The sequence below is a fragment of the Methylobacterium brachiatum genome, assembly GCF_020523825.1.
Lineage (GTDB): Bacteria > Pseudomonadota > Alphaproteobacteria > Rhizobiales > Beijerinckiaceae > Methylobacterium > Methylobacterium brachiatum.
In genome coordinates, this window is record NZ_JAJALK010000020.1 from 1 (window position 1) to 18,502 (window position 18,502).

At 65.4% G+C, this 18,502-nt stretch carries 17 protein-coding genes, 1 tRNA gene and 2 pseudogenes; 13 read left to right on the forward strand and 7 right to left on the reverse strand.

Annotated elements, in window-relative coordinates:
* From LGR69_RS27525 to pdxY, 4 genes and pseudogenes are all read left to right on the forward strand, one after another.
* Positions 1–508, forward strand: a pseudogene (locus LGR69_RS27525) (transposase); the annotation flags it as partial.
* A 454-nt stretch (positions 509–962) separates the two neighbouring features.
* Complete coding sequence (locus tag LGR69_RS27530) at positions 963–1,133, forward strand: hypothetical protein (protein WP_230368035.1); 171 nt, start codon at positions 963–965, stop codon at positions 1,131–1,133.
* A gap of 307 nt (positions 1,134–1,440) precedes the next feature.
* Positions 1,441–2,025 carry a hypothetical protein gene (locus LGR69_RS27535; RefSeq protein WP_007568378.1) on the forward strand — a complete coding sequence of 195 codons (585 nt, stop codon included), beginning with the start codon at positions 1,441–1,443 and terminating at the stop codon, positions 2,023–2,025.
* Positions 2,026–2,478: 453 nt separating this feature from the next.
* On the forward strand, positions 2,479–3,327 hold the full coding sequence (pdxY, locus tag LGR69_RS27540) for a pyridoxal kinase PdxY (protein ID WP_007558413.1): 849 nt from the start codon (positions 2,479–2,481) through the stop codon (positions 3,325–3,327).
* A 222-nt stretch (positions 3,328–3,549) separates the two neighbouring features.
* Here pdxY and LGR69_RS27545 read toward each other — a convergent pair whose 3' ends face one another.
* Positions 3,550–4,029, reverse strand: coding sequence for an OsmC family protein (locus LGR69_RS27545; protein ID WP_007558411.1), 480 nt, complete (start codon positions 4,027–4,029; stop codon positions 3,550–3,552).
* A 150-nt stretch (positions 4,030–4,179) separates the two neighbouring features.
* Here LGR69_RS27545 and LGR69_RS27550 point away from each other — a divergent pair, with 150 nt between their 5' ends.
* From LGR69_RS27550 to LGR69_RS27570, 5 genes are all read left to right on the forward strand, one after another.
* On the forward strand, positions 4,180–5,064 hold the full coding sequence (locus LGR69_RS27550; RefSeq protein ID WP_007558408.1) for a PhzF family phenazine biosynthesis protein: 885 nt from the start codon (positions 4,180–4,182) through the stop codon (positions 5,062–5,064).
* Positions 5,057–5,761: an NUDIX hydrolase gene (locus LGR69_RS27555; RefSeq protein ID WP_230368036.1), complete on the forward strand. Its 705-nt coding sequence runs from the start codon at positions 5,057–5,059 to the stop codon at positions 5,759–5,761. Before LGR69_RS27550 ends, LGR69_RS27555 begins: the two co-directional genes overlap by 8 nt.
* Positions 5,762–6,171: 410 nt before the next feature.
* Positions 6,172–7,149: an ABC transporter substrate-binding protein gene (locus tag LGR69_RS27560; RefSeq protein WP_230368037.1), complete on the forward strand. Its 978-nt coding sequence runs from the start codon at positions 6,172–6,174 to the stop codon at positions 7,147–7,149.
* 158 nt (positions 7,150–7,307) lie between these two features.
* Positions 7,308–9,575: a glycogen debranching protein GlgX gene (gene glgX / locus LGR69_RS27565; protein WP_007558403.1), complete on the forward strand. Its 2,268-nt coding sequence runs from the start codon at positions 7,308–7,310 to the stop codon at positions 9,573–9,575.
* A 136-nt stretch (positions 9,576–9,711) separates the two neighbouring features.
* A tRNA-Ser gene (locus LGR69_RS27570) sits at positions 9,712–9,801 on the forward strand.
* A 1,784-nt stretch (positions 9,802–11,585) separates the two neighbouring features.
* Here the strand turns inward: LGR69_RS27570 and LGR69_RS27575 are convergent.
* Positions 11,586–11,792, reverse strand: coding sequence for a hypothetical protein (locus LGR69_RS27575; protein WP_007558397.1), 207 nt, complete (start codon positions 11,790–11,792; stop codon positions 11,586–11,588).
* 31 nt (positions 11,793–11,823) lie between these two features.
* Complete coding sequence (locus tag LGR69_RS27580) at positions 11,824–12,363, reverse strand: hypothetical protein (RefSeq protein ID WP_128754911.1); 540 nt, start codon at positions 12,361–12,363, stop codon at positions 11,824–11,826.
* 207 nt (positions 12,364–12,570) lie between these two features.
* Between LGR69_RS27580 and LGR69_RS27585 the strand changes: the two genes are divergently transcribed.
* A complete protein-coding gene (locus tag LGR69_RS27585) occupies positions 12,571–12,852 on the forward strand; it encodes a hypothetical protein (protein ID WP_210160728.1) in 282 nt (93 codons plus the stop codon).
* Between the two features lie 1,251 nt (positions 12,853–14,103).
* Here the strand turns inward: LGR69_RS27585 and LGR69_RS27590 are convergent.
* The gene (locus tag LGR69_RS27590) at positions 14,104–14,370 is read right to left on the reverse strand and encodes a hypothetical protein (RefSeq protein WP_081496914.1); all 267 of its coding nucleotides are present in this window, start codon (positions 14,368–14,370) and stop codon (positions 14,104–14,106) included.
* A gap of 293 nt (positions 14,371–14,663) precedes the next feature.
* On the opposite strand from LGR69_RS27590, the gene LGR69_RS27595 reads away from it, so the two are divergent.
* Positions 14,664–14,906, forward strand: coding sequence for a DUF6894 family protein (locus LGR69_RS27595; RefSeq protein ID WP_007558395.1), 243 nt, complete (start codon positions 14,664–14,666; stop codon positions 14,904–14,906).
* A 15-nt stretch (positions 14,907–14,921) separates the two neighbouring features.
* Here LGR69_RS27595 and LGR69_RS27600 read toward each other — a convergent pair whose 3' ends face one another.
* Together LGR69_RS27600 and LGR69_RS27605 are read right to left on the reverse strand one after the other, a co-directional pair.
* Positions 14,922–15,122, reverse strand: coding sequence for a hypothetical protein (locus tag LGR69_RS27600; RefSeq protein ID WP_128754910.1), 201 nt, complete (start codon positions 15,120–15,122; stop codon positions 14,922–14,924).
* A gap of 136 nt (positions 15,123–15,258) precedes the next feature.
* Positions 15,259–16,465: pseudogene (locus LGR69_RS27605) on the reverse strand (IS3 family transposase).
* A gap of 268 nt (positions 16,466–16,733) precedes the next feature.
* Here LGR69_RS27605 and LGR69_RS27610 point away from each other — a divergent pair.
* Both LGR69_RS27610 and LGR69_RS27615 read left to right on the forward strand, forming a co-directional pair.
* Positions 16,734–17,057, forward strand: coding sequence for a hypothetical protein (locus LGR69_RS27610; RefSeq protein ID WP_007558390.1), 324 nt, complete (start codon positions 16,734–16,736; stop codon positions 17,055–17,057).
* A 146-nt stretch (positions 17,058–17,203) separates the two neighbouring features.
* The gene (locus tag LGR69_RS27615; protein ID WP_230368038.1) at positions 17,204–17,536 is read left to right on the forward strand and encodes a hypothetical protein; all 333 of its coding nucleotides are present in this window, start codon (positions 17,204–17,206) and stop codon (positions 17,534–17,536) included.
* Positions 17,537–17,852: 316 nt separating this feature from the next.
* Here the strand turns inward: LGR69_RS27615 and LGR69_RS27620 are convergent, their stop codons facing one another.
* Entirely contained in the window at positions 17,853–18,437 is a 585-nt protein-coding gene (locus LGR69_RS27620; RefSeq protein ID WP_230368039.1) for a thermonuclease family protein, read from the reverse strand.
* Positions 18,438–18,502 lie beyond the last annotated feature (65 nt).

The following is an 18,502-nucleotide window of genomic DNA, read 5'->3' on the forward strand; positions in this document are numbered from 1 at the left end:
GCGAGCGTGTCGGACGCGAAGCCTCGCCGTCCGCCGCCGTGCTCGACAGCCAGACCGTCAAAACCATGGAGAGCGGCAGGCCACGCGGCTACGACGCCGGTAAGAAGGTCAAAGGCCGCAAACGCCAAGCGCTGGTCGACACGGACGGGCGTGCGCTCGTCCTCGATCCGCAGCCTGCCGACGTGCAAGACCGGGACGGAGCCATTCCGGTCCTGCGCCTGTCACGCCGAAGCTTCCCGTTCATCACCAAGGCCTTCGCCGCCGCCGGCTATGCTGGCGACAAGCCAGCGAGCGCGAGGATCATTGCCGTCGAGATCGTGCGCAAGCCTCCGGATCAGGTCGGCTTCGCTGTCCATCCACGCCGGTGGGTCGTCGAACGGTTCTTCGGCTGGATCAGCCGCAACCGGCGCCTCTGGAAGATGCGGAAGCGACCCTCGCCTCCGCCAGAGCCTTCCTCTACGCCGCAGCCGTCATGATCCTCGTCGGACGCCTCGCCCGATCACCCTGACTCCTCGGACGGACTCTTAGGGTCTATATAATTCTGATAAAAATCTTGTGTGTATCGGCAGATATAATCCAAAATCAGGCTCATCGTAAAATCAATGAATTGTTCCTAACTGCACCGCTGCTTATGAGGCAAATTTTCTCAAGATGAATGCTTCTTGAGATGCGCTCAGTTCCAAAATCAGCAAAAACCAGTGTGAATATTATTACTCAATGCCTTAGCGAAATACCGCCCGAGACCAGCGCTATTGTTTACAATCATTGAGAACCCGAGCCAATTTTGCTTGAACTCTGGAAAACGAAACCGTGCCTTTATTAAACCTTCATCGACCCTTCCCGCCGCCACTTCATCCCGCAGGAATATAACATAACGTATAATATTCTCATGAAGCCGCTGATAATCTTCTTTCTCACTGTGAAATAATAAAAACGGATCGATAAACAGTGAGAGATCATTGATGATCGAGATGTTGAATGCGCCATCGGTATCTACGTCATCGGCAGATACCCCGGAAAAAATCGTTGAAGAAAGTTGCTATGGCACGCGGCTATCAGTTGACGGCCGTACAGAGATGACTTCATTTGTCACAATTTTCAACCTAACCGAGCTTTTTGGTGCTTCGGGCTAGGAGGGAGCAAGTCCCGTTGAACGGGTCGCCGAGGGCTGCGCGCGCAGCGTGAGGCATCTGTGGCGCTGGCGCTCTGACCGGTCGTGAAGCATCCGACAACGCTGGTGGAACGCGGCGAAGTTAGCGTCCGCCCTGCCGTGGTTGCCCCCTTCGCCAACACAACGCGGGTAAACTTCACCCGGCTAGGCTCTCAAGACTCAACCGCAACCGCGCAGCACGCCCCCCGACCCCGTCCCCGCTGCGCAGACCAACTTCGGAACGGAACCGTCGCGCGTCGCATTGCTGGCTCCGCATTCGGGAGCTTGCCGTGAGACCCACCCTTCTCGTCCTCCTCGGGCTGTCGCTCCTGGCCGTCCCGCAGCATGTCCGGGCGCAGGCCGTCGCCGGGGAGGCGTATACGACCCTGGAGGCGGACGCGCCCCGCCCGGGGCCGCCGCCGCCCCTGCCGGACCTGTCCGATCCGAACGGGCGGGCGGGCGAGGCCCTCAACGAGCCCGGCGAGCGCTCCGGCATCCCCAAGACGCTGCGGTCCTCCGGCTCCAAGGCGGGCGGTCCGGCCAACGACCTCAACCCGAGCGGGCAGGCGGAGGCGCCGGCGCCGCCCAAGGGCGATCTCGGCAAGGTCGCGGCCGGGCAGGACCTGTTCCACGGCAATTACTGCGGCAAGGGCCAGCGCGGCGCAGGCCTGCCCCCGGTCGACGCCCTCGACGCCGCCTGCATGCACCACGACGCCTGCTACGACGCCGCCGGCTACAGTTCCTGCGCCTGCGACGCGACCCTGCGGCGGGAGGCCGGGGCCGTCTCGGACGCGCCGGATGCCTCGCTGGAGACGCGGCGCCGGGCGCTGAGCGTCACCCAGGCCACGGTGGCGATGAGCTGCCGCGCGCCCTGATCCGTCCGCAGCGCCCCGCAGGCCGGGGCCGCGTTCCGGGCCGCCTATCGGCCTTGGGGCTGAAACCCAGCCCGTTCAGGGTGTTTGGATCGGGGCGCGATCCGGACGTTTCATCCGGCGAATTCACACGGATCCGTTTGACGCCAACGCTTTGAACCCTGTGCGCTTTCCCCTCCCCCCTTGCGGGGAGGGGTCAGGGGTGGGGGTGGTGCAGGATCGAGCGTCCCGGTGCCATCTGCCCCCCACCTCCAACGCCTCCCCGCAAGGGGGAGGAGCGTGCGTCCCGTCTCGCCGCAATCGCTGCGCCAAACACGTGGAAGGGCTGGGCTGAAACCCGATGCCGGCCGCCGGCTCAGGGCCCCACCGTCCCCGGTCTGCCCCCACCCGCGCTTGCGCCCGCGCCCCGGATCGCCGACAGCAACGGCTCTCCCACGGAACCGGGAATCACCCGCGTTGAACGTCCTGTCGATCCAGTCCCACGTCGCCTACGGCCATGTCGGCAACGCCTCGGCGGTGTTCCCGATGCAGCGGCTCGGAGTCGAGGTCTGGCCGGTCCACACGGTGCAGTTCTCCAACCACACCGGCTACGGGGCGTGGCGCGGCCCGGTCTTCGAGGCCGCGATGATCCGCGACGTGGTGCGGGGCATCGGCGAGCGCGGGGTGTTTCCCGCCTGCGACGCGGTGCTCTCGGGCTATATGGGCTCGGCCGAGATCGGGTCCGCGATCCTGGAGGCGGTGGATTCCGTGCGGGCGGCCAACCCGCAGGCGCTCTATTGCTGCGACCCGGTGATCGGCGACGTCGCGGAGGGCGTCTACGTGCGGCCGGGGATCGAGGCCTTTTTGCGCGAGCGCGCCGTGCCGGCGGCCGACATCCTCACCCCCAACCAGTTCGAGCTCGGCCTGCTCACCGGCCTGCCGAGCCGCACCCTGGCCGAGGCCGGGGCGGCGATCGCGGCGCTCCAGGCCCGGGGGCCCCGGGTGGTGCTGGTCACCTCGGCGCTCTGCGCGGACACGCCTTCCGACAGCCTCGACCTGCTGGCCGGGGCGGGGGGCCGGGTGTTCCGGGTCCGCACCCCGCGGCTCGCCATCGCGGTGAACGGGGCGGGCGACTGCATCGCGGCCCTGTTCCTGGTCCACTACGCCCGCACCGGCTCGGCCGAAGCGGCGCTCGGCGCCGCCGCCGCCTCGGTCTACGGCCTCCTGAAGCGCACCGCCGAAGCCGGCGCCCGGGAGATCCTCACCGTGGCCGCGCAGGAGGAGTATGTGAATCCGAGCGAGGTTTTTGTGGTGGAGGCGGTGTGAGGGGATTGGGTTGGGGGGCGTCGCGCAGGGCAGGGCCCTTGGGCCGCCGGGCGAGGTGCGGACTCCCTCTCCCGTGCGGGAGAGGGCTGGGGTGAGGGACGAGGTCCTTCCGGATACGGCGCATCCCTCACCCTGTCCCTCTCCCGCACGGGAGAGGGGACCCGCGCCTCAACAGACGACGGGTGAGCCTGCTCGCCCGCGCGGGACGCCGGCGACGCCCCCTCATTCCCCCGCCCGCACGATCGTCGGCTCGTGCGTCACGGTGAAATTCACCGAGCGGGCGATGAAGCATAGGGCGTGCGCCCGGTGGTGGAGCGCCAGGGCCTCGGCGGCGTCAGCGTCCGCGGTGATCGTCACGCGGGGGCGCAGGGTGACGGCGGTGAACTGGCCGGCGCCGTCGGCCTCCTCGGTCATGCGGCCCTCGGCCGTGTCCGTGTAGGCCGTCACCACGATCCCGGCCTGGGCGCAGAGGCCGAGATACCAGAGCTTGTGGCAAGCGCTGAGCGAGGCGACCAGCAGGTCCTCCGGGTTCCAGCGGGCCGGGTCGCCCCGGAAGGCCGGGTCCGAGGAGCCCGGGATCGGGGGCTTGCCCGGGACCTCCGCCGCGAAGGCGCGGTCGTAGCCGCGATAGGTCCGGGTGCCGGTGCCCCGGTTGCCGGTCCAGGTCACCGTGACCGCGTAGCTGTGCTCCGTCTCAGACATGGCGCCCTCCCGGCTGGACCGTCTGGGAAGCGGCACCGCACTCGGCTAGGCTTCCGGACCGCGCCGCCCGGATCGCATCGGGCGGCCGCACAGCCTAGCAAAGCGCACCGCCGCCAGCCGGTTGCGGGCGCCGCCTGGAGGACCGACACGATGGCGCGCCGCTTCGTCACCCTCGACGTGTTCACCGAGCAGGCACTCGCCGGCAACCCGCTGGCGGTGGTGCTCGACTCGGAGGGGCTCGACACGGCGGCGATGCAGGCCATCGCCGGGGAGTTCAACCTGTCCGAGACGGTGTTCGTGCTACCGCCGAGCGAGGCCCGCCACCGGGCGCGGCTGCGGATCTTCACGCCCCTGCACGAGCTGCCCTTCGCCGGCCATCCCACCGTGGGCGCGGCCGTGCTGCTGGCTTTGGAGGGGCCGGCGCAGGGGGATGCCCGGGCCTTCGGCCTGGAGGAGCGGATCGGGATCGTGCCCTGCGTGGTCGAGCCTTTCTCCGACGGGAGCGGCGGGCGGGCGCGGTTCAAGCTGCCGGCCCTGCCGGAATTCCTGGGCGAGGGGCCGGATCCGGCGGTGCTGGCGCCGCTCCTCGGGCTGGAGCCCGGCGATATCGGCACTGGCCGGCACGTCCCGAGCCGCCACGGGGTCGGCCCGAGCTTCACCTGCGTGCCCATCGCCACGGTGGCGGCGCTGGACGCCGCCAAACCCGCCCAGGGGCCCGAGGCCGCGGACGGGCTCTACCTCTATGCCCCCGATCCCGAGGCCACCGGCCAGAGCTGGCGGGTGCGGATGTTCGCGCCCCATCTCGGCCTCCGGGAGGATCCGGCCACCGGCTCGGCGGCCGCCGCCTTCGCGGGGGTGCTGATGCAGTTCGAGACCCTGGGGGAGGGCACCCACGACGTGGTGATCCGCCAGGGCGAGGCCATGGGCCGGCCGAGCGATATCGCGCTCCAGCTTACCGTCGAATCCGGCGCCCTGCGCTCGGTGGAGATTGGCGGCGCGGCCGTCATCGTGTCGGACGGACGTTTACGTGTCTGAGGGCTTCCGGATCAGCCGGCTCGCCGGCGTCACGGCCCGGCGCGTGGATTACGACTGGCCGTTTCCCCGGGACAACGCGGCGGCCATCGCCGACCATTGGCGGGCGCGGCTCGCCCGCAGCCCCGGGATGTTCGACGGCACCGTGCTGCTGGGCTGCGCCTGCGCGGTCGAGGCCGGGATCGCCCGGGTCGACCTGTTTCCGGCACGCTATTCCAGCTTCATCGCCTACTGGGATTGGGGGCGGACGGAGGGCGGCGTGGTCAACGCCTTCGCGGCGATCGTGCCCTGGAGCGCCGACGGCGCCGTGCTGCTCGGCGAGATGGGCGCCCACACGGCCAATGCCGGCCAGCTCTACTTCCCCTGCGGCACCCCGGACCTCGACGACGTGCGCGGCGACGCGGTCGACCTCGCCGGCAGCGCCGCCCGGGAGCTCGCCGAGGAGACCGGCCTCACCCTGCCGGAGGGCGCCGCGACGGCGTGGGTGATGCTGGCCGGGGCGGGGCAGTTGGCCTTCCTGCGCCCGGTGCTCTTCCCAGAGCCGGCGGAGGCTCTGTGCGCGCGCATCGCGGCCCATCACCGCCGCGAGGCCGAGCCGGAGCTTGCCGGGATCCACCTGGTGCGGGCCGCGGACGGCCCCGAGGCGGTCCGGATGCCGGGCTTCGTGCGGGCGTATCTCGCGGATGTTTTCGGGGGTTAGGGCGCCGAAGGCCGGTGGGATCAATCGCACAACGGCGACACGATAAACCACCCTGTCATTCCGGGGCGCCGCAGGCGAGCCCGGAATCCAGATCCGCCGCCGACGCAAGACCTGGAGCCATCCAGTGGTTCTGGATCCCGGGCTCCGCTGCGCGGCCCCGGGATGACAAGGAGAGTGAGAGAGCGGCCGGCGAACTCCCGATCTCTTGGTAGGAACAGGTCTTCTCTCGATGCGCCTGTCCCACCCCGACGATACCGATCTTCTCGCAGGGGCCGAGCGCGCAAAACACCATCACCCGAAGCGCCCGCAATACGGATCACCGTTTCCTTGTCCGCGGCAGGGGCTTCCTTAGACTTTGCCGCTCCGCTGGACCGCTCGCGCACGCGACGCCGAGCCACACGACAGGCCCCATGCCCCTCCGCTTCCCTGCTCCCCGCCTCACCCGCCGGCGCGCGGCCGCCGGGCTCGCCGCCGCCCTCGCGCTGTCCGCCGTCCCGTCGCGCGCGGCCGAGCCGGTGGTGCTGCGGGTCGGCGATCAGAAGGGCGGCAACCGCTCGCTGCTCGAGATCTCCGGCTTCGGAAAGGACCTGCCCTACACCATCGCCTGGTCGGAATTTCCCGCCGCCGCGCCGATCCTGGAGGCGCTCAATGCCGGCGCCCTCGATGTCGGCTATACCGGCGACCTGTCGCTGCTCACCGCCTACGCGGCCGGTGCCCCGATCAAGGCGATCGGCGGCACCAAGTCGGACCCGCGGAGCCAGGCGATCCTGGTACGCCAGGATTCGCCGATCCGCTCGGCCGCCGACCTCAGGGCCAAGCGCCTGGCCGGCACCCGCGGCGGCTGGGGCCAGTTCCTGATCGACGCGACCCTGGAGAAGGCCGGGATCAAGCTGGAGGACGCCACCTTCGCAGCCCTCAATCCCGTGGACGCCAAGGTTGCCCTGGTCGCCGGCTCGGTGGATGCCTGGGCGGTGTGGGAGCCCTACGTCTCCTTCGCGACCCTGAAGGACAAGGCCCGGGTGATCGCCGACGGCGAGGGCCTGACGCCGACCATCACCTTCATCGTCGCCTCCGACAGCGCCATCGCCACCAAGCGCGCCGCTGTGCAGGACCTGCTGGAGCGCCTGAACAAGGCCCGGCTGTGGTCCCTCGACCATCTCGACACCTACGCCAGGAGCACCGCCGCGCTGACCCGGATGCCCGAGGACGTGCTGCGCGCGGCCTACGGCGCCCAGCGATCCAGCCCGATTGGGATCGACGACGGCGTGGTGCAGGAGACCCAGGCGGCGTCCGATCGCGCCACGCGCTACGGCATACTGGGCAAGCGGCTCGACGTGAGCCGGGTGCTCGATCGCAGCTTCACCGCGCCGGCCCCGAACGCGAACTGAGGCGAGCCCCGCCGGCCCCGAAATCGCACCGCAAAAATTCGCCCGCGCCGACGGGAGCTTCGCTGTGCCCGGGACGTTTGCGTTGCAGTCCGGATCACCGGCCGAGGCGCCCTGCGGTGCGCCGGCCGGCGTTCCGGGCTGCCAGCACCGGAGCTCCCATGGCCGACCCGATCCGTTCGACAAGCTCGTCCCGCGCGACCCGCACGCGCATCCAGGAAGGCCAACCCTATCCGCTCGGCGCCACCTGGGACGGGCTGGGCGTCAACTTCGCCCTGTTCTCGGCCCACGCCACCAAGGTCGAGCTCTGCCTGTTCGACGACCAGGGCGAGCAGGAGATCGAGCGGATCGAGCTCCCCGAATACACCGACGAGATCTGGCACGGCTACCTGCCGGATGCCCGCCCCGGCACGATCTACGGCTACCGGGTCCACGGCCCCTACGAGCCGAAGGCCGGCCACCGGTTCAACCACAACAAGCTGCTGATCGACCCCTACGCCAAAGGTCTCGTCGGCTCGATCACCTGGAACCCGGCCTTGTTCGGCTACAAGATGGAATCGGGCGACGACCTGACCTTCGACGACCGCGACAGCGCGCCGTACAACCGCCGCTCGCGGGTGATCGACCCAGCCTTCACCTGGGGCCGGCACCGCAAGCCCAACGTGCCGTGGGAGAAGACGATCTTTTACGAGGCCCACGTAAAGGGCATGACCAAGCTCGACCCGCGGGTGCCGGAGAAGCTGCGCGGCACCTATGCCGGGCTGGGCACCCCGGACGTGCTCGACTACATCAAGAGCCTCGGCGTCACCTCGGTGGAGCTGCTGCCGGTGCATTCCTTCGTGCAGGACGATTACCTGCAGCAGAAGAACCTGGTGAATTACTGGGGCTACAACACGATCTCGTTCTTCACGCCCGCCCGGCGCTACGCGGCGGTGCCGGACTTCGCCTTCTCCGAGTTCAAGGAGATGGTCTCGCGCTTCCACGGCGCTGGCCTCGAGGTCATCCTCGATGTGGTCTACAACCATACCGCCGAGGGCAACGAGAAGGGCCCGACCCTGTCGTTCAAGGGCGTCGATAACGCCTCCTACTATCGGCTGATGCCGGGCGAGCCGCGCTACTACATCAACGACACCGGCACTGGGAACACCTTCAACCTGTCGCATCCGCGGGTGCTGCAGCTGGTGACCGATAGCTTGCGCTACTGGGCGACCGAGATGAAGGTCGACGGTTTCCGGTTCGACCTCGCCACGATCCTCGGCCGCGAGCCCTACGGCTTCGACGAGGGCGGCGGCTTCCTCGACACCTGCCGGCAGGACCCGGTGCTCAACGGCGTCAAGCTGATCGCCGAGCCGTGGGATTGCGGCCCCGGCGGCTATCAGGTCGGCGGCTTCCCGCCCGGCTGGGCCGAGTGGAACGACCGGTTCCGCGACGACGTGCGCGCCTATTGGCGGGGCGATCCCGGCCTGCTCCCGGACCTCGCCGCCCGGGTCTCTGGCTCGGCCGACAAGTTCAACAAGCGCGGCCGCAAGCCCTGGGCCTCGGTGAACTTCCTCACCGCCCATGACGGCTTCACCCTGCACGACACGGTCGCCTACAACGAGAAGCACAACGAGGCGAACGGCGAGGGCAACCGCGACGGCCACTCGCACAACCTCTCGTACAATTACGGGGTCGAGGGCCCGACCGACGACCCGGAGATCCAGGCGGTGCGCCTGCGTCAGATGCGCAACATGCTGGCGACCCTATTCCTGTCCCGCGGCACGCCGATGCTGCTGGCCGGCGACGAGTTCGCCCGCACCCAGGGCGGCAACAACAACGCCTATTGCCAGGACAACGAGGTCTCCTGGCTCGACTGGGGGGCGATCGGCGACGAGCAGCGGGACCTGGCCGAGTTCACCCAGCGCCTGATCATCCTGCGCAACGCCCTGCCGATCCTCAGCCGCGGACGCTTCCTTACCGGCCAGTACGACGAGGAATTCGGGGTCAAGGACGTCACCTGGCTGCGCCCGGACGGGGGCGAGATGGCCAGCGAGAACTGGTCCGAGGGGGGAGCGAAGGCCTTCGCAGTCCAGCTCGACGGCCGCGCCCAGGCCACCGGCCTGCACCGCCGCGGCGGCGACGCGACGCTGCTGATCATGTTCAACGCCCACCACGACCTGGTGACGTTCACCCTGCCCGAATCGCCTAACGGCATCGCCTGGACCCGGCTGCTCGACACCAACCTGCCTGACAGCCAGGACGTTGAGAGCTTCAAATTCGGCACCGGCTACGACGTGACCGGGCGCTCGCTGCTAATGTTCGTGCTCAAGCCGGAGGACACACCGGGCGACGACGCCACCGAGATGGAGCGCTCCTACCAGCACGTGATGCAGGCCTACGAGCGCGCCAACGTGGAGAGCGTGCACTTCCACCTCGACCCCGAAGCGTAAAACGCCCGGGCGGGACGGTTTTCGTCCCGCCCGGGCCCCGCCGCCTTGCGCCCGGCGGCGCACCCGGCTAACAGCACCCCACCGCGCGGCCCTGGTCGCGCCCGGCGCCTTGCGCCCGGGCGCCGTGTCCGCGGCCGGAGGGGTGGCCGAGTGGTTGAAGGCGCACGCCTGGAAAGTGTGTATACGGGAAACCGTATCGCGGGTTCGAATCCCGCTCCCTCCGCCATCTGACCCGCACAAACCGTTATTTTGCAACGAGTTAGCGGTTTCCATCCTAACCTTGCTTACAATGATACCTACAAGCCCCTCGCACGGGATGCGCGAGCGGCGTTCGTTAGGAATGTGAGTTGACCGGAACGGTCGTCCCGGTATTCGCGGAATGTAGGTTGGCAGTGAGATGCGCCGACCTTCCCCGTCCGCCCCGAAGTGCCCCTCAACCCACAGATGGGGCGGGCGTGGTTGCAGTTGACGTTGGCAGTGCGCCGACGGCGTTCGCGAAAACTTCCACATAGGTGAGAGACAAGCTTTGCCGTGCAGCGGTAGCGCGGGAGGGTCGACCTCACACTCGACCTCCACGCCCGCGGTGATCGTTTTCCTCCCCCGATAGCGATAGGTCAGCGGGCGTGGGCGTCGGGAGGGGGTCGCGAACTGCTCCCCCCCCTAAGCTCCCATAGCTTTCGCCAACTTGGCGACTCCTCAGCAGGCCAAGTGACAGAGTTTGCCACTTGGACCGACGCAGATCTGCGTTCGTCGTGGCCGACCGTGCAGATGCCAACTTGGCGCCTGCACCGGCTACGGGGGTGGTAAAACACCACATCCTCACCGCATCGAGGCCAGCGTCCGCAGGTCCGCCCGCACGTTATGCGCTAGTGGCGTTCGTTAGGCTGTGCATGCATTTTGCATTCAGTTTGAGGTCGGATTGGTCTCCGATCTCCCCGCCCGCCCCGACAAGCTTTCCTCCCCCGACTGCTCGAAGGGCGGGCGTGGATGCTGTGATGGCTAGCTGGCCGGGCAGAACGGTTTCCGTCCAGCAAGCTTCAGCATAAGGTGGCGGCGTCGGCACGCCTTGAGGGGGCGGTACGTCGGCCTTTCACGCCCGTCTCAGGCTCGCCCCAAGCTGCAAGGGGCGGGCGTGGATGCCAGGGGGTCGCGAATTGCTACCCCCTAAGCTCAACTTAGCCCTCCCCAACTTGGCGACTCCTCGGCCGACCAAGTGGCCAAGTTGGCCACTTGAACCGACACAGAGATGCGTTCGTCGTGGCCGCCCGTGCAGATGCCAACTTGGCGCCTGCACCGGCCAAGGGGGTCGTAAAACACCACCCCCTCACCGCATCGAGGCCAGCGACGGCAGGTCCGCCCGCACGCGATGCGCGAGCAGCGTTTGTGAGGGGCGTAATCAAGCCCGATCATTTCCTGGTCGCGCCTCTGGGAACCATCGACAAGCCCCCGAGCTTCCTAGCTTGACCGTGGGATGACCTGCACCTTCCGCGGCTCCGTGAGATGCCACCGTTCCCAGTGGCGGTACGAGAGGAGACATTCCTTGCGCACTTCGATGATCACCGCGGCCCTGCTCGCCACGCTCGGCGCCGCCGCTCTCGCGCCCCCTGCCTCGGCGGCCCCTCTCAGCCCGGCTCCGGCAGTGGCCGTCGCCGGCGTCCATGACAGCATCGTAGACGCTCGCTGGCACCCGATCCGCCGTATGCGTCGCATGATGCATCGGAACCAGCACCACCGCCGATAGCAGCCGAGCGGTCGCTGCCAGCGACATCGCCCAAGGCTCGGCCGCGGATGACACCGCAGCCGGGCCTTTCTTTTGCAATTGGAGCATCGGTCTGCTTCACCGCATCGAGGCCAGCGATGGCAGGTCCGCCCGAGCGGTTAGAGCCTCAGCTCGCCGCACCCGATCCCGGGACCGAGCGAACGCTGCATCACCGTCCCGGTACAGCATGTCTGATCGGGCGAGATCGAAGCGGGCGAGCCGGAGCATCCGGACCGCGAGGAAGGTGTAGATCACGCGCATAGCTTGATCACCTCCCGCAGGACCGTGATCACCATGCTCTCAAGGCCGTCCGGTGCCCTATTCTGCGCCGGATCCTTGAATGGGAATGTGTGAGACAGGTAGTCCTGAAGGCAGAGACGAGCCTTGGCATTCAGGTCGGCATGAGTCACCGACGGCTCTGCTAACGCGCGATCCCAGACCTCACCGTACAGCTCCATCTCGGCATCAAGTTTGTCGTCGTCTCAGTCCTCAGCCTCGCACCGAGGAAGTATGCCCGCCCAATGGGCAGTCGCCCAATCGCATGCGCGGGCTAAGATCAGCAAGATACTTTGGATTAAATATCTCGGCGCAACCCATCAGGTCACACGCTCGGCCTAATCTCTCCACGTGCGTATCACGTCCCGTGACGGCTCTGAGAGTTAGCTGCGCTGAATTAGACGCTAACTTTGTCGCAAAATCTGATCGGTCAATTAGCATCATCTCGAATAAGTAGAGTGTTCCCTGAAGAGACTTCCTCAGCAAAATGAAGGAAACCGCCATCTTACCTTTGCGAGAAGCCTCAAGCGCCTCATAAATCAAACTCAACGCATCAGATAAAGCCGCTGAAAAAACGTTGGACGCTAGTATATTTTCTAGATTTTCGCCCCTGTCTTGTTTTTGAAGCCATGCAAATATGTCATCAGAGGCTTCGAATGATGCACGCTCAACTTCATTCTCGAAATTTATTGCAGTGTAAAAGGATTTTTGTTCGACACCTGATTTTAGCAGTGTAAGCATGATGTCATGCATTGCGAAACAAAATTCGTGGGCAGGATGAATAGCCTCAGGTAATCTAATGTTTTACCTGCCGGCAATTGAGGATACGGTACCGGAAATGAACGCTTCCTTTGGGAGAAACAGACTCGAAGCCAGCAATATCGGTGCTACGTGTAAATCCGCCGGTGGCGCCGAGCAAGGTGAAGTCTGCCATGATGACGGCATTAACGAGGGTCGATCTTGGCCGACCGCGAAGCTACCGACTTACAGAAGGCGATAATCGATGAAGATTTTTTCTTGCGCGGTCGAATAATATCACACTACTCTCATGCAGGGTTTCTGCTTGGAGATTTTTCGGTCAAATGCCACACACTTGGGCTGTATCAGGTGGACGATTTTAGGTTTCCATATCGCCTCGAAAGCAAGCTAGCCGTCGTTCGAGAAATATCAAGATCTGTCGTAGCCATCCAGAAATATGAAAGCCGCATCAATGGTCTAATCGACGAAATTTTTGCTTTTTAAGAAACGCGTCATTTCATGGCTCACAGTTGGATAATGCCAAAATACAATAAGACACAAAATCTCATCGAAATGAGCATGTATATTTAGAAAAAGGCCATCCCCTTATCCTCCAGATACGAGAATTCGACTTGGATCAAATGAGATCTCTTAGCGACTCGGCATCAAATTTTGTCGGACGAATGATCGACTTTTTCGTGAGATATATTTGAACGAGAAACTTGAGAGCAACTGACAGCGTGCTGGTAGTGTGGCCTTGCTCCCATGCGCACAGCCCTCGCCGCCCTCGCCTTCATCGTCGCTGCCGGTCGGGCACGCGGCAGAAGGACCGGCTGCCCTCGCCACGGGATCAGTCTCTGAGCTGCCGCCTTCTCTCTAATATGAACCGCTTCGCACTCATCGGCATCTTCGCAGCCCTCTTCGCCGGGATCGTAGCCATCGGAGGCACTTGGTCATACGTGACGAGCATCAGCCCGGCCGTTGGGCCTGATACGAGCTCTACGCCCAATCCAACCGCGCAGAGGAAGCGGCCGTAGCTCGGCTTGCGGGACCCATACAAAAAGCCCGCGCCGGCGAACCGGGCGGGCGAAGGTTATGATTTCGAACTCTAGGGGGAGTCGAAAATCGCAGGGACCATACCGCAAATACCGGTAGAGGAAAGCCCGCCACGATGCTGGATCGGGCGGGCTTTCAGCCTCGGACAAAGGTGTCACCTCGGTGCCCGAGGCTCTGATGGCGCCAGCTGTTGAGACGGGCGCCGCAAACAATTTTAGTGCTGCAGCGCAACAAGGAAACCCGCCTCGGCAGTGCGCCGGGTGGGCTGAAGTTGTCATTGGGCTTCGAGCGCTATGCATGGCCCAGCCGATGCTGGTTCGCTTCGCCCGTTTGGATGACGTCAGGGCCTCACTCCGCCTTCGGCGTCTGCCGCCCATGGTTCTGGACCACGTCGCGGAATAGATTGGCTAGAGACGCATGCGGCAACCCTACGGTGAGTGCGACTTTCAGGCTGCGCTCAGGCCCATCAGCCCTACGGCCATTTGCCAACCAGCGACCAACATCGCGGCGATCCACGCCACCGTCGCGGCCCCGCCTGTGACCAGGATCAATACAACAAGGCGGTCCATCCGGGGGGGGCATGGACTGATCTTGAACCAGAGCTGTCCCAATCTGAGCCATAATTCACCGCCTAATCAACGCACTTTATCGATATTTGCAAGCTTTGTTCCTGCTGCGAGCAACGGCACCGCCTGCCACTCAAGAGCATAAAATGTAGATCACACTCGCTGGAGCGATCACCGCATTGGCTGCGCCAATCAGAGCAAGAATCATGACGGCGTTCGCATGAAGTTTCGGCTTGTCCTTGAACAGCCACTCAGCAGGAAACGCGAGCACTGTTATTGGTAGCATGCATACGACTATTGCGATCCATAGCAGCGCGCCGGGCACTAAGAGGAAAATACCTAATCTGCTTCTGGGTAAAAATTCGCTCAGTTGCTCGCGTGTGAGGATGGCTTGTGCCATTGGACGCGCCACTCCTCTTCCAGTCGGCTACTACAACTGAAAGTAGTATATGCTCGGCGGCGCTACCTCAACGGGAGATCGCTCAGTGTCGGGAGGCGGATTACGCAGAACCTAAGCAGTAGTTGCGCGCCTGATTATCCACCGGCCTTCACCATCTGCCGCCCGTGGTTCTGCATGAAAAAGCACGTCCCGCAGCAGGCGAGTTAACGATTCGTTAACGAAATTTGTTAACATATCTTTACGTGCCGAAGTCGGTCGCAAGGCAGCCCCTTCAAGCAGAGGGTCTAATTCTCATGCGTTTCTACTTCGACTTTGAGAATGGCGAGGAAGCTGTCCGAGACAGCAACGGCTTCGAGGCGGTTAATCTAAAACAAGCTCTGGCCGATGCTCTGGATATAATCCTCGAAGTGGCTGAAGAGACCGCCGCTAACCGACCAGATGATCTATGGACATTGGTCGTACGGGACCAGACCAAAGCACCGGTCGCGTACCTGCCAATTAGGAAGAATGTGACTCAGGTCGCTCTGGCGGCCTGACCGCGCTGCGCACCCTCAGGTGCCACCAGCCGGCACCATCGTCCGCCCACGCTGCAGCACGACATCCTTGAACAGATTGTCGGAGGCCGAGGTGCGGACGCTGGTTTCCGGCCCAGGCTTCTGAACGAGGACGTTGACGCTGCCGTTCGCCCCGATCTCGCGTCCGAGTTGGCCGAGGCTCGACAGGCTGCCGGAGAGGCTGTTCGGCGCGTTCACGACGCCGGCCACCGCTACGCCGGTGCCAAGGCTCGTGACACCGATCGTTACCAAGGCGGGGTTGAGAACGGTCTGTGCCGCCTGCCTCGCCGATCTGGCCGCGCCTGATCGTCCCCCGACTTCACGGACATGGGGTTTAGCTCGCGTTCCGTTCGGCTTGCTCGGGCGTGATGTAGCCGAGTGCCGAGTGGATGCGCTGCCGATTGTAGTAGCCTTCGATGTAAGCGAACAAGTCGCGTCGGGCCTCGTCCCGGGTCGCCCATTGTCGCTGGTGGACAAGTTCGACCTTGAGAGTGTGGAAGTCCTTCGGCAAGCTCAGGATGAGGGCTTTCCATCGGAGCGTTATCGTGAGCCCCAGCCGGTCCGGCTTATGGAGGGGATCGCCTTCATGCCGACGAGTTGCTTTCGATAGGCCTCGGCGGCGTACTGGCTGCCGCGATCAGAATGACAGATGAGCCCAGCGGCCGGTCTCTGCCGTTGGGTGGCCATCATCAGGGCGGCCAACGTCAACTCGGTCCGCATGTGATCACGCATGGACCAGCCGACGATCTTGCGAGTGGCGAGATCGAGCACGGCGGCCAGGTAGAGCCAGCCCTCGCCGGTGGGCAGGTACGTGATGTCGGCGAGCCAGACCGTGTTGGGCAGCGCGGCGGAGAACTGCTGCTTCAGGAGGTTGGGGGCGATCGGCAGATCGTGGCGGCTGTCGGTCGTGCAGGGCCGGAATCGGCGCCCTGCCAGGGCTCGGATGCCATGACGGCGCATCAGGCGCTCCACCCGCCCTCGACTGGCCGTTCGTCCCTCCGCACAAAGGGTGGCATGCACCCGAGGCGAGCCGTAGCGCCTGTGATGCCCGGCATGAATACGCCGGATGTCGTCGAGAAGGCGACGGTTGGACGCCGACCGGGCACTCTCGGGACGAGATCGCCAGTCGTAGTAGCCGCTGTGAGAGACTTCGAGCACGCGGCACATGAGACGCACCGGCCAGGTGCTCGCATGCTGCTCGATGAAAGCGAACGTCACTTGGGCATCTCTGCAAAGATGCCGATCGCTTTTTTTAGGACGTCGCGCTCCATGCGCGTCCGATCGAGTTCACGGCGCAGACGAACGATCTCAGCGGCTTGGTCGGAGGGGGAAGCCACCGGGCTCGCAGCCGCGGCTCCTGGTGATGCTGCTGCCCGTGGTGGTGAAGAGCCTCCCATCAGCGCCGTGCGCCACTGCCTCAGCATGGAGGGTTGGATCCCAAGTTCGGCCGCGATCTGCATCTGTGGTCGCCCGCTGCTTTCCAGCAGGGCCACCGCCTCGCGTTTAAACTCGGGCGTGAACTCGCGTCTCGTCTTCGCCATCAAACACCTTCCCAGCCCGCAAGGAGCGTATCAGAGGTGTCCGTAGAGCCGGGGGAGGATCAGTCTGACATGCCCCGGCGGTACGGGCGAATGATTGCCGAAACGGAAAAACCGGCCAGGCGCTGGGCCGGGTGGGCAGATGTCATTAGCGGTGTTCGCCGCCGCTCCCTCGACGGTGAGCACTCGGCCTTTCGTCGCACGCTGGCTTTTCCTCCGAACCGTTAGCGGCGCACGCAGTTGCCGCCTGACCACGATGGAGGAGAGCGCGATGTCGAACCCAGCCAAGGGACAGCACGGCGATGGCCAGCGCCACAGCACGATGAGCGCCAAGGAACAGAAGGCCGCCGAGGTCCAAGAGGCCGGGAGCGCAAAGGCCGACGCAGGCCACCCTGAGGTTCTCGAAGGTGGGAAAGCGGAGCCGACGACCGAGGGCAAGGGGCATCCCAAGTCGGCGGCATCGAATGCACCGGCAGGCGGGACCAGCGACGCGGCCACGAGCTCGGCGACAGTGGGCAAGGCTGAGAAGGAGGCTGCGGCTGCGGCCGGCGCTGAAAAGGACCAGCACGGGCGCGGACACCGGAAATCGGAGTAGCCTTCCCGTATCGAATGATCCGCTCGGCCCCGCCCCGATCTGCTCAGGGGGCGAAGGAGCATCCGATCTCACCAGCGGGCAATTGACACCGGCGAGGGCCCAGCCGGGGTTGTGCTTCATCGCCAGAGCCTGGAACAGCTTCGGCCGTGGATGGCGTTGCCATAAGCAACCCGCCGAAGCGATTTGAAGTCGAAATGGCCGACGACCTTACCCCGGACGAAAAGCGGGCCATCAACGAGGAGGCCCGCCTCAAGGTCGCGCGCATGCAGAAGACATGGGCGCAGCAGATCCGGTCCTTCAAGGTGAGGGCGCAGCTTCTCGCCGACGGAGGCAATCTGTCCCCGCGCGGTCGCTACGAAGCATCGGCCTACATCGCGGCGCTGGATCTCGCCGATGAAAAGCTGTCGCAAATTGCAGGAAGTTTGGCTGGGGGCGAGGTCACTGACGGCGAGACGCCGATAGCGGCGGCTTTGAATTGAACTTCAGGAAGGCTTTAGGCCGAAGTTAGAACGCCCGACACGCGAAAAAGCCCGCGCCGGTGGCCCCCGGGCGGGCTTGTCCAGACCTGAGCCCCGAGGGGTGGCGGGGCAGGATCCGGAGGCATTGTATCTCGGCGGCGGATACAGAAAAGCCCGCCGCGGCGCTAAGCCGGGCGGGCTGAAGGTGGTTCGGGAGGAACCGGGGAAGCTTCGCAAGCCGCAGGCCAGCTATGACGGGGCCTTCGACGAGGGTCCGCTCAAAAGTCACCCGGTCAGCCTCCACGCCCTGAATTGGGCTGCTGTCGATACTCGCCAGCTACGTGGCAGGAACAATATCGGCGGGCCGGATCCGCCTCTCAGTTGGGTCCTGGAACACCCCAGACCACAGACCCAGATGCCGCCCCCAGGCCCGCTCGGCGGCCTTCGTGTAGTCCAGCCCACGGCTCCGATCTGGCACGGCATAGCCACGTCCAATCATCCAAGCGCCGAGGTCCTCGTCGCCGACCCGGCAGATTGCTTCGACCGCACCCCCGGTCGCACCACCGCGAGGCTCACAGGCGATGGCAGCCCCGCCGATGTGATCCTCGAGTGCCCGCGCTGACGCTCGGCCGCATGGATAGGGCTGGTCCTGGGCGTCCGAGCAGGTCTGATCGGCATCGGGGGCTGCGATGCCGTAGAGGCTGATGCGGTGCGAGCCGACCATCACGGTCCCGCCGTCGAGCACTTGGGTTGGGCCGCGCAGCGGCTCGGCCGCCCTGGCGGGGGCGTGCCAGGCGAGGCCGCCCAGCAGGAACGCCGCCAGCAGCGGCAGGCGCGAGCGCCGGGCGGAGTCGTCGGGGCAGAGCACGGTGCCGGCGAGGCCGGCGGCACAGGCGAGGAGGGCACCGAGGATCAGGGACATGGAGGCATCTCCGCAAGAGGACTGCCCGCCTTCTGACCGGATCCGGCCCCGCGACCCTGACGGCG

What these genes read in the sequence shown, in the direction of transcription:
- glgX (WP_007558403.1), top strand. Translation starts at nt 7,308, where the DNA reads ATGGCCGACCCGATCCGTTCGACAAGCTCGTCCCGCGCGACCCGCACG.
- LGR69_RS27530 (WP_230368035.1), top strand. Translation starts at nt 963, where the DNA reads ATGATCGAGATGTTGAATGCGCCATCGGTATCTACGTCATCGGCAGAT.
- LGR69_RS27610 (WP_007558390.1), top strand. Translation starts at nt 16,734, where the DNA reads ATGTCGAACCCAGCCAAGGGACAGCACGGCGATGGCCAGCGCCACAGC.
- LGR69_RS27560 (WP_230368037.1), top strand. Translation starts at nt 6,172, where the DNA reads ATGCCCCTCCGCTTCCCTGCTCCCCGCCTCACCCGCCGGCGCGCGGCC.
- LGR69_RS27545 (WP_007558411.1), bottom strand. Translation starts at nt 4,029, where the DNA reads ATGTCTGAGACGGAGCACAGCTACGCGGTCACGGTGACCTGGACCGGC.
- LGR69_RS27575 (WP_007558397.1), bottom strand. Translation starts at nt 11,792, where the DNA reads ATGGAGCTGTACGGTGAGGTCTGGGATCGCGCGTTAGCAGAGCCGTCG.
- LGR69_RS27590 (WP_081496914.1), bottom strand. Translation starts at nt 14,370, where the DNA reads ATGGCACAAGCCATCCTCACACGCGAGCAACTGAGCGAATTTTTACCC.
- LGR69_RS27550 (WP_007558408.1), top strand. Translation starts at nt 4,180, where the DNA reads ATGGCGCGCCGCTTCGTCACCCTCGACGTGTTCACCGAGCAGGCACTC.
- LGR69_RS27595 (WP_007558395.1), top strand. Translation starts at nt 14,664, where the DNA reads ATGCGTTTCTACTTCGACTTTGAGAATGGCGAGGAAGCTGTCCGAGAC.
- LGR69_RS27580 (WP_128754911.1), bottom strand. Translation starts at nt 12,363, where the DNA reads ATGCATGACATCATGCTTACACTGCTAAAATCAGGTGTCGAACAAAAA.
- LGR69_RS27620 (WP_230368039.1), bottom strand. Translation starts at nt 18,437, where the DNA reads ATGTCCCTGATCCTCGGTGCCCTCCTCGCCTGTGCCGCCGGCCTCGCC.